Origin of the sequence: Daeguia caeni, from assembly GCF_042653845.1 — a bacterium.
Taxonomy (GTDB): Bacteria; Pseudomonadota; Alphaproteobacteria; order Rhizobiales; family Rhizobiaceae; genus Brucella; species Brucella caeni.
In genome coordinates this window covers 71,450-77,788 of the sequence record NZ_JBHSEL010000045.1, presented here as the reverse complement: position 1 = coordinate 77,788, position 6,339 = coordinate 71,450, and the positions used below count along the sequence as shown (strand labels likewise).

The following is a 6,339-nucleotide window of genomic DNA, read 5'->3' as shown; positions in this document are numbered from 1 at the left end:
TCACAAGCTTGGATGCTCATCTCCTCAATCAGGCGAATGACGAGGCGTATCGCAAAAATGAAATTTTGAGTCGGGCTCTAAAATATTGTTGGATCATGCTTATATGTGCATAGATATTAGCTTTAAGTAATAAAATCTTAAGTTTGCTTTGTGTCAGGATGCAACATGCAGTAATTGTGATGCAGTATTTGCTTGAATGATTGTCCATTCAGGCACGAATACATTCATTTGCGTGGCGAACCGTGTGTTTGAGGCTGAAAACAGGAGCTGTTTCGGGAAAAGTGGGAGACGGTTTCATCCGGCACTGCGGCGAGACAAGCAAATGTGAGGGTTTTCAAGTCTTTTCATCACGGCGAAGCACATATGGGTTGGCAGGACATATGTCGGCCAAAAACGGGGATGGGCAGCATTCTGGCGCACGGCAAAGATTGGGAGTGCGCTGCGCACAGGCGGGTTGTTCACCTATCTGTCATGGCTGCGGCCATTTTGTCCCATGAAGGCAACGAAATGCTGTCATAAGCGTCTCTTGAGCTATTCCGTGCAGGCTGTCCGTCATCTGCGGTTTGGCTTGAACAATGTGGGCAGGTGCAACTGAATGACATAAACCAGCAAGGCGGCTGACCAGGCAAACATCAAGATGCCGCTTGCGGCTGTCATGGGGCCGAGCAGGCGGGTCTGGATGACCTGATTGAGATAGCCGGAGCCAAGGGTCGTATAGTTCAGCATGGCCGTATAGAAGGCGTCGCGGAAATCGACGGTAAAGCCCATCTGCTGATAGGCATAGGCCCAGATGCCGACACTGCAACAGACGCAGATGAACAGCATTGCATAGAGCGCGACCATGGAAATGATCAGAAAAGTCACCCTTCTCTCATGGATCCTGTTTCCGAGCGACTGCACGAAATAATAGATGATAAGCGTGGAGATGAGGTGGACGAGCATGACGGTCATGCCGACTGCAGTGCCAACGATGAATTCCTTCAGCATTCAATTCCCCAGCGCGTCAGCGGCCCTTCGTTTCCATCATTTATGACTGATTAGACATCTCTCGCCGGTTCTGCAATGGGAAATGGGGGGCAGCAACCATGTCTGGCAGGATGACAGGAATAAGCCCGGCCTGCACGGGGCTTGCCGGGGCTGTCTGCGGCAAGGCGCATCTGTCAGACAGCAGTTCCAGAAAAAGTGGGCACCGGTTTTTCGTCCGGAACTGCGTAACGCAACAAGCAGTTCCAGGAAAAGTGGGCACCGGTTTTCCGTCCGGAACTGCGTAACGCAAAAGAGCGGTTCCAGGAAGTGGATACCGGTTTTCTGTCTGGAAGTGCGAAATGACACTATGTTGAAGCAATTCAGCGTTTCCGTGAAAATCTGAATTGCTCCAATGTGCGGGCTGCGTTCTGCTATGCGTGGCCGGTTGAACCAAAGCCGCCAGCGCCGCGCGCGGTTTCGCTCACGGTACTGCGTTCTTCGATCTGCGCGTGCGCAACAGGTGCCAGCACGGCCTGGGCAATGCGCATGCCGCGTTCAATACGGAAATCCTCATCGCCCAGATTGATCAGCAGCACCTTCACTTCACCGCGATAGTCGGAATCAATCGTGCCGGGCGTGTTCAGGCAGGTAATGCCGAATTTTGCCGCCAGACCGGAACGCGGGCGTATCTGCACTTCATAGCCATGCGGAATTTCAAAGATCAGTCCGGTTGGCACAAGGGTGCGGCGGCCGGGCAAGAGCACGATCTGTCGGTCTTCGGCCACTGCCGCACGCAAATCCATGCCTGATGCCCCGGCTGTCTCATAGGAAGGCAATTCAAGGCCTTTTGAATGCTCAAGACGAATGATGCCGAGCGTTGGGGCGGTGGTGGATGCTGCGGTCATGGGGGAGCCTTTCCTGCGAATATAATCTGCCTCGAGACGCTCATAGGAAAATTTATCGTAAAGGTGTACCGCCAATTTGTGGTTTTGCAAGGATCATGTGGATTCCTGCTTGTGATCGCGAAATGAAATTTCGCGTCGCCATGGCCCTTGCGCAGATACATGGCGGAGCCTCCAGGAAAGGCGGAAACCGGTTTGTGTCTGGGTCTGCGAGAATATGCTAGCGCAATTCAAGCGGCACGGCGGTCGTTTCCTTGATCTCTTCCATGACAAAGGAAGCGGATACATCGGAAAGCGGTACGCTGGCGATCAGCCGCTGATACAGCCGGTCATAGGCTTTGACATCCGAAACACGGGCGCGCAGCACATAATCAAGATCCCCGGTCATGCGATAGACGCCGACAATTTCCGGCAGCCTGTTCATGGCGTTGCGGAATTTGGCCAGCCATTCCGGGTCGTGGCTGGATGTGCGCACCAGAATGAACACCGAAAGCCCACAGCCGACCGCTTCCGGGTCGACAAGGGCAACGCGTGCCTTGATGATACCTTCCTCTTCCAGCCGTTTCACGCGCCGCCAGCAGGCATTGCGCGACAGATTGATTCTTTCCGACAGGGAATCCACCGAAAGACTGCCATCATTTTGCAGTTCGGATAGAATTTTTCGATCAAAATCATCAATGGATGCGAGCATTTTGGGATGAGTATCCCAAAATCTTGCAAAAGACAAGGACAAATTGAGACATCATCTTATGCCGATATGTTAGATTCCTGTTTCTGATTAGCAGCCACCATCGCGCTGTGGCGAAAAATTATACCAATGGAGAATGGGAGTACGCTGATGACGACACGCATCACCCGCCTGTTTACAGAACACCCGGCATCGGTCAACGAGACCTATTTCCAGCATATGGCCTTTGCCGGCTGGTTTTCACTGAAACTGTTTTCGGCTGCCTTTGCGGCTCTGGTTCATGCATTTTTGCCATTCTTGTTTGAAAAAACGGCAAGCACCATTGTTCGACAGCTTTATGAACGAACGCAGAATCGGGGGCGGTGAAAACCGGGAAGGCAATGTGCCGTTGGGCAGCATATCTGGGGCCTGAAACATATCTGGAAGATATTATATCTTCCCCTTGTCATTCTCTGGTGGCGCAAAGCCACGATGCACATGAAGCCAAGACCCGCACCAATGGTGATGGTTTTGGCATTGCCTGGTATGGCAGTCGCGCGGAGCCTGGGCTTTACCGCGATATTCTGCCTGCCTGGTCAGATCAGAATCTGCTCAGCCTTGCGCGGCAAATCCGTTCGAGCCTGTTTCTGGCGCATGTACGCGCCTCGACAGGCGGGCTGACCAGTCGCTCCAACTGTCATCCTTTTGTCTCCGGGCGTTGGAGCTTCATGCACAATGGCCAGATCGGTCAGTTTGACCGGCTGCGTCGCAGACTTGAGGCCTGTCTCTGCGATGATCTCTATCGCCAGCGCCACGGGACGACGGATTCGGAACTGATTTTCCTGCTCTTGCTGGAATTCGGGCTGGATAAGGATCCGGTTGCCGCCATGCAGCGCATGGTGACGGTGGTGGTGGATGAGGCTGTGCGCGCAGGCGTGCCGCCATTTTTGCGCCTGACCGCGGCCTTTTCGGATGGCAATCAGCTTTATGCCATCCGCTATGCCACGGATGCCTTTGCGCCGACGCTCTATACCGCAACGCTTGCGCCATCTTCCGGCATCTGTGTTGTGTCGGAGCCGCTCGATGGACAGGCAGAGAACTGGATGCCTGTGCCGGCCAACAGTTTTGTCACCGTGACCCGAAAGGGGCGCATTGCCATTGAGCCGTTCGAGATTGTGCGGCAAAAACAGGGCCACGCCGTTCCTGCGGAATGACGGCCCGTTCTGCTTCATGCTGTCGCGCAGCGCAAAACGCCGGCGGCAGCATGACAATATTCATGATCAGGAACTGCCGATCAGGATGCCGGCCGCCAGAACCAGCCCGCCGCCCAGCACGACCTGGAGCACGGAGCGGAAGAACGGCGTTTCCATATAACGGTTCTGGATAAAGGCGATTGTCCAAAGTTCGACAAAGACCAGGGCGCCGGCAATGATGGTGGCCGTCCAGAAATCCTTGATCAGATAAGGCAATGTGTGGCCAAGCCCGCCCAGCGTCGTCATGATGCCGCAGGAAAGGCCGCGCTTGACCGGCGAGCCGCGGCCGGACAATTTGCCATCGTCGTGGACGGCTTCGGTAAAGCCCATGGAAATGCCGGCGCCAACCGAGGCCGACAGGCCGACGAGGAAGGTCTGCCACGTATCCTGGGTGGCAAATGCGGCGGCAAAGATGGGCGCGAGTGTCGAGACAGAGCCATCCATCAGACCGGCAAGGCCGGGCTGCACATAGGTCAGGATGAACTGCTTGCGCTCGGCTGCGCGTTCCTGTTCCTGCACGCTCTGCGGTGCAAGCTGGTCTTCGAGGGATTCAGCGGTTTTCTCATGACCCTTTTCTTCCATGGCCAGATCGCCAAGCAGCTGGCGGGTGCTGGCATCATTCACCTGCTTGGCGGCTTCGACATAAAAGCGATAGGCCTGTTCTTCCATTTCAGCCGCAGCCCGGCGCACCTTGTCGATGCCAAGCGGGCGCACCAGCCAGTCGGGCTTGCGGTCATAATAGCCGCTGACATGTTCGCGGCGGATGAGCGGAATATGTTCGCCAAAGCGCGCGCGATAAAGCGCAATCAGCCGGTCGCGATGGCCGTGCTCCTCTTCCGCCATGCGGGTGAAGATTTCGGCCGACTGCGGAAATTCATCGCGCAAACCATCCGCATAGTTCAGATAGATGCGCGCATCGTCTTCTTCCGACGAGATCGCAAGCGCCAGGATTTCCTGTTCCGACAGGCTGGTGAAGGGGCGGCGTCTATCGCCAAAAAAGCGGCTGAACATGGAAAATACCAATCCTTTATGACATCGGGTGGCGGCGGGAATACACTTTAGAACAATTCTAAAATAAGATCTCTATCCCTGAAGTCAAGCCTTGCAGTATGGAGTGAATTGCGCAATAGGGCAGCATCCTCTTTCCTTTTTCGATGGATAAGCAGACAATATGGCCTCAACGATACATCATGCGCAAAACGCAGTTCCGCGCCCGCTCGCACGTCAGGATTTTCACACGCTGGGGCTTTCCGCACTTGGCGGGGCACTGGAATTTTACGATTTCATCATCTTTGTTTTCTTCGCGACGGTGATCGGACATCTGTTCTTTCCGCCGGAAATGCCGGACTGGCTGGTGCTGATCCAGACATTCGGCATTTTCGCTGCCGGTTATCTTGTGCGTCCGTTGGGCGGCATCGTGCTTGCGCATTTCGGTGACCGGTTCGGTCGCAAGCGTGTCTTTGCCTTTTCGGTGTTCCTCATGTCGATCTCGACACTGGCCATGGCCTGCTTGCCGACCTATGCGACGCTTGGCGTCGGTGCGCCGATCCTGCTGATTGTCTTTCGCATGTTGCAAGGGGCTGCCATTGGCGGCGAGGTGCCGGGTGCATGGACATTCGTGGCAGAACATGTGCCTGCCAATCGCGTCGGCATGGCCTGCGGTTTCCTCTGTTCGGGCCTGACCTTTGGCATCATGCTTGGCTCGCTGATTGCCACTGCCATCAACTGGATTTTCACGCCGGACGAACTTTCGGCCTATGCATGGCGCATTCCTTTCCTCATCGGCGGCATATTTGGCATGTTTGCGGTTTATCTGCGCCGCTGGCTGGCCGAAACGCCGATTTTCACCGAGATGAAGAACAGCCATCTCCTGCAGGACAGGCTGCCGCTCGGTACCGTGCTGCGCAACCATTTGCATGGTGTCATCATTTCCGTGCTGCTGACCTGGATCCTGTCGGCAGGCATCGTCGTCACCACACTGATGACGGCGACTTTCCTGCAGAAGCTCTATGGCTATACGCCGCTGCAATCCCTGGCGGCGACCAGTTTCGGTACGCTGTTCCTGATGTTTGGCACGGTTACGGCAGGCGCAATCGTGGATCGGATCGGCAGCGGGCGCTTTTTTGCCGTGGCAGGTGTTTTCTTCGGTATTGCCACCTTTGTCTTCTACACCTATGCGGCGGTTTCCCTACCTGTTCTGTTCACGCTTTATGCAGTGATGGGGCTTTCTGTTGGCATGGTTGGGGCAGTACCTTACGTGATGGTGCGTGCATTCCCGGCACCGGTTCGCTTTTCCGGCCTGTCGTTTTCCTACAATCTTTCCTATGCGGTCTTTGGCGGCCTGACGCCGGTGATCGTGACTTCACTGCTGGCTGTCAATCCCATGGCCCATGCTTGGTATCTGGTATTCATCGCGGTTCTTGCCAGCGGACTCGGTCTTTACCTGATGGTCCACAGCGAGCGTTTGGAAGGCGAGATCGGCATCTGCGGACTGTCGGCCAAGAAGGCTGCACCACAGCAGAACTGATCATTGAGGGCTGCGCGTGCAGCC

7 protein-coding genes are annotated in these 6,339 nt (G+C 55.3%); 3 read left to right on the top strand and 4 right to left on the bottom strand.

Annotated elements, in window-relative coordinates; all coding sequences use genetic code 11:
* Positions 1–552 precede the first annotated feature (552 nt).
* From ACFO1V_RS06090 to ACFO1V_RS06080, 3 genes are all read right to left on the bottom strand, one after another.
* A complete protein-coding gene (locus ACFO1V_RS06090; RefSeq protein WP_374833419.1) occupies positions 553–987 on the bottom strand; it encodes a hypothetical protein in 435 nt (144 codons plus the stop codon).
* Between the two features lie 410 nt (positions 988–1,397).
* Positions 1,398–1,871 carry a dUTP diphosphatase gene (gene dut / locus ACFO1V_RS06085; RefSeq protein ID WP_374833421.1) on the bottom strand — a complete coding sequence of 158 codons (474 nt, stop codon included), beginning with the start codon at positions 1,869–1,871 and terminating at the stop codon, positions 1,398–1,400.
* Positions 1,872–2,088: 217 nt separating this feature from the next.
* Positions 2,089–2,559 carry an Lrp/AsnC family transcriptional regulator gene (locus ACFO1V_RS06080; protein WP_374833423.1) on the bottom strand — a complete coding sequence of 157 codons (471 nt, stop codon included), beginning with the start codon at positions 2,557–2,559 and terminating at the stop codon, positions 2,089–2,091.
* A gap of 147 nt (positions 2,560–2,706) precedes the next feature.
* On the opposite strand from ACFO1V_RS06080, the gene ACFO1V_RS06075 reads away from it, so the two are divergent.
* Together ACFO1V_RS06075 and ACFO1V_RS06070 are read left to right on the top strand one after the other, a co-directional pair.
* A complete protein-coding gene (locus ACFO1V_RS06075) occupies positions 2,707–2,922 on the top strand; it encodes a DUF6356 family protein (protein ID WP_374833425.1) in 216 nt (71 codons plus the stop codon).
* Positions 2,923–2,936: 14 nt separating this feature from the next.
* Positions 2,937–3,749: a class II glutamine amidotransferase gene (locus tag ACFO1V_RS06070; protein ID WP_374833427.1), complete on the top strand. Its 813-nt coding sequence runs from the start codon at positions 2,937–2,939 to the stop codon at positions 3,747–3,749.
* Between the two features lie 66 nt (positions 3,750–3,815).
* On the opposite strand, the gene mbfA is transcribed toward ACFO1V_RS06070, so the two are convergent.
* The gene (gene mbfA / locus ACFO1V_RS06065; RefSeq protein ID WP_374833429.1) at positions 3,816–4,799 is read right to left on the bottom strand and encodes an iron exporter MbfA; all 984 of its coding nucleotides are present in this window, start codon (positions 4,797–4,799) and stop codon (positions 3,816–3,818) included.
* A gap of 160 nt (positions 4,800–4,959) precedes the next feature.
* Between mbfA and ACFO1V_RS06060 the strand changes: the two genes are divergently transcribed.
* A complete protein-coding gene (locus ACFO1V_RS06060) occupies positions 4,960–6,315 on the top strand; it encodes an MFS transporter (RefSeq protein ID WP_374833431.1) in 1,356 nt (451 codons plus the stop codon).
* The last annotated feature ends 24 nt before the right edge of the window (positions 6,316–6,339 follow it).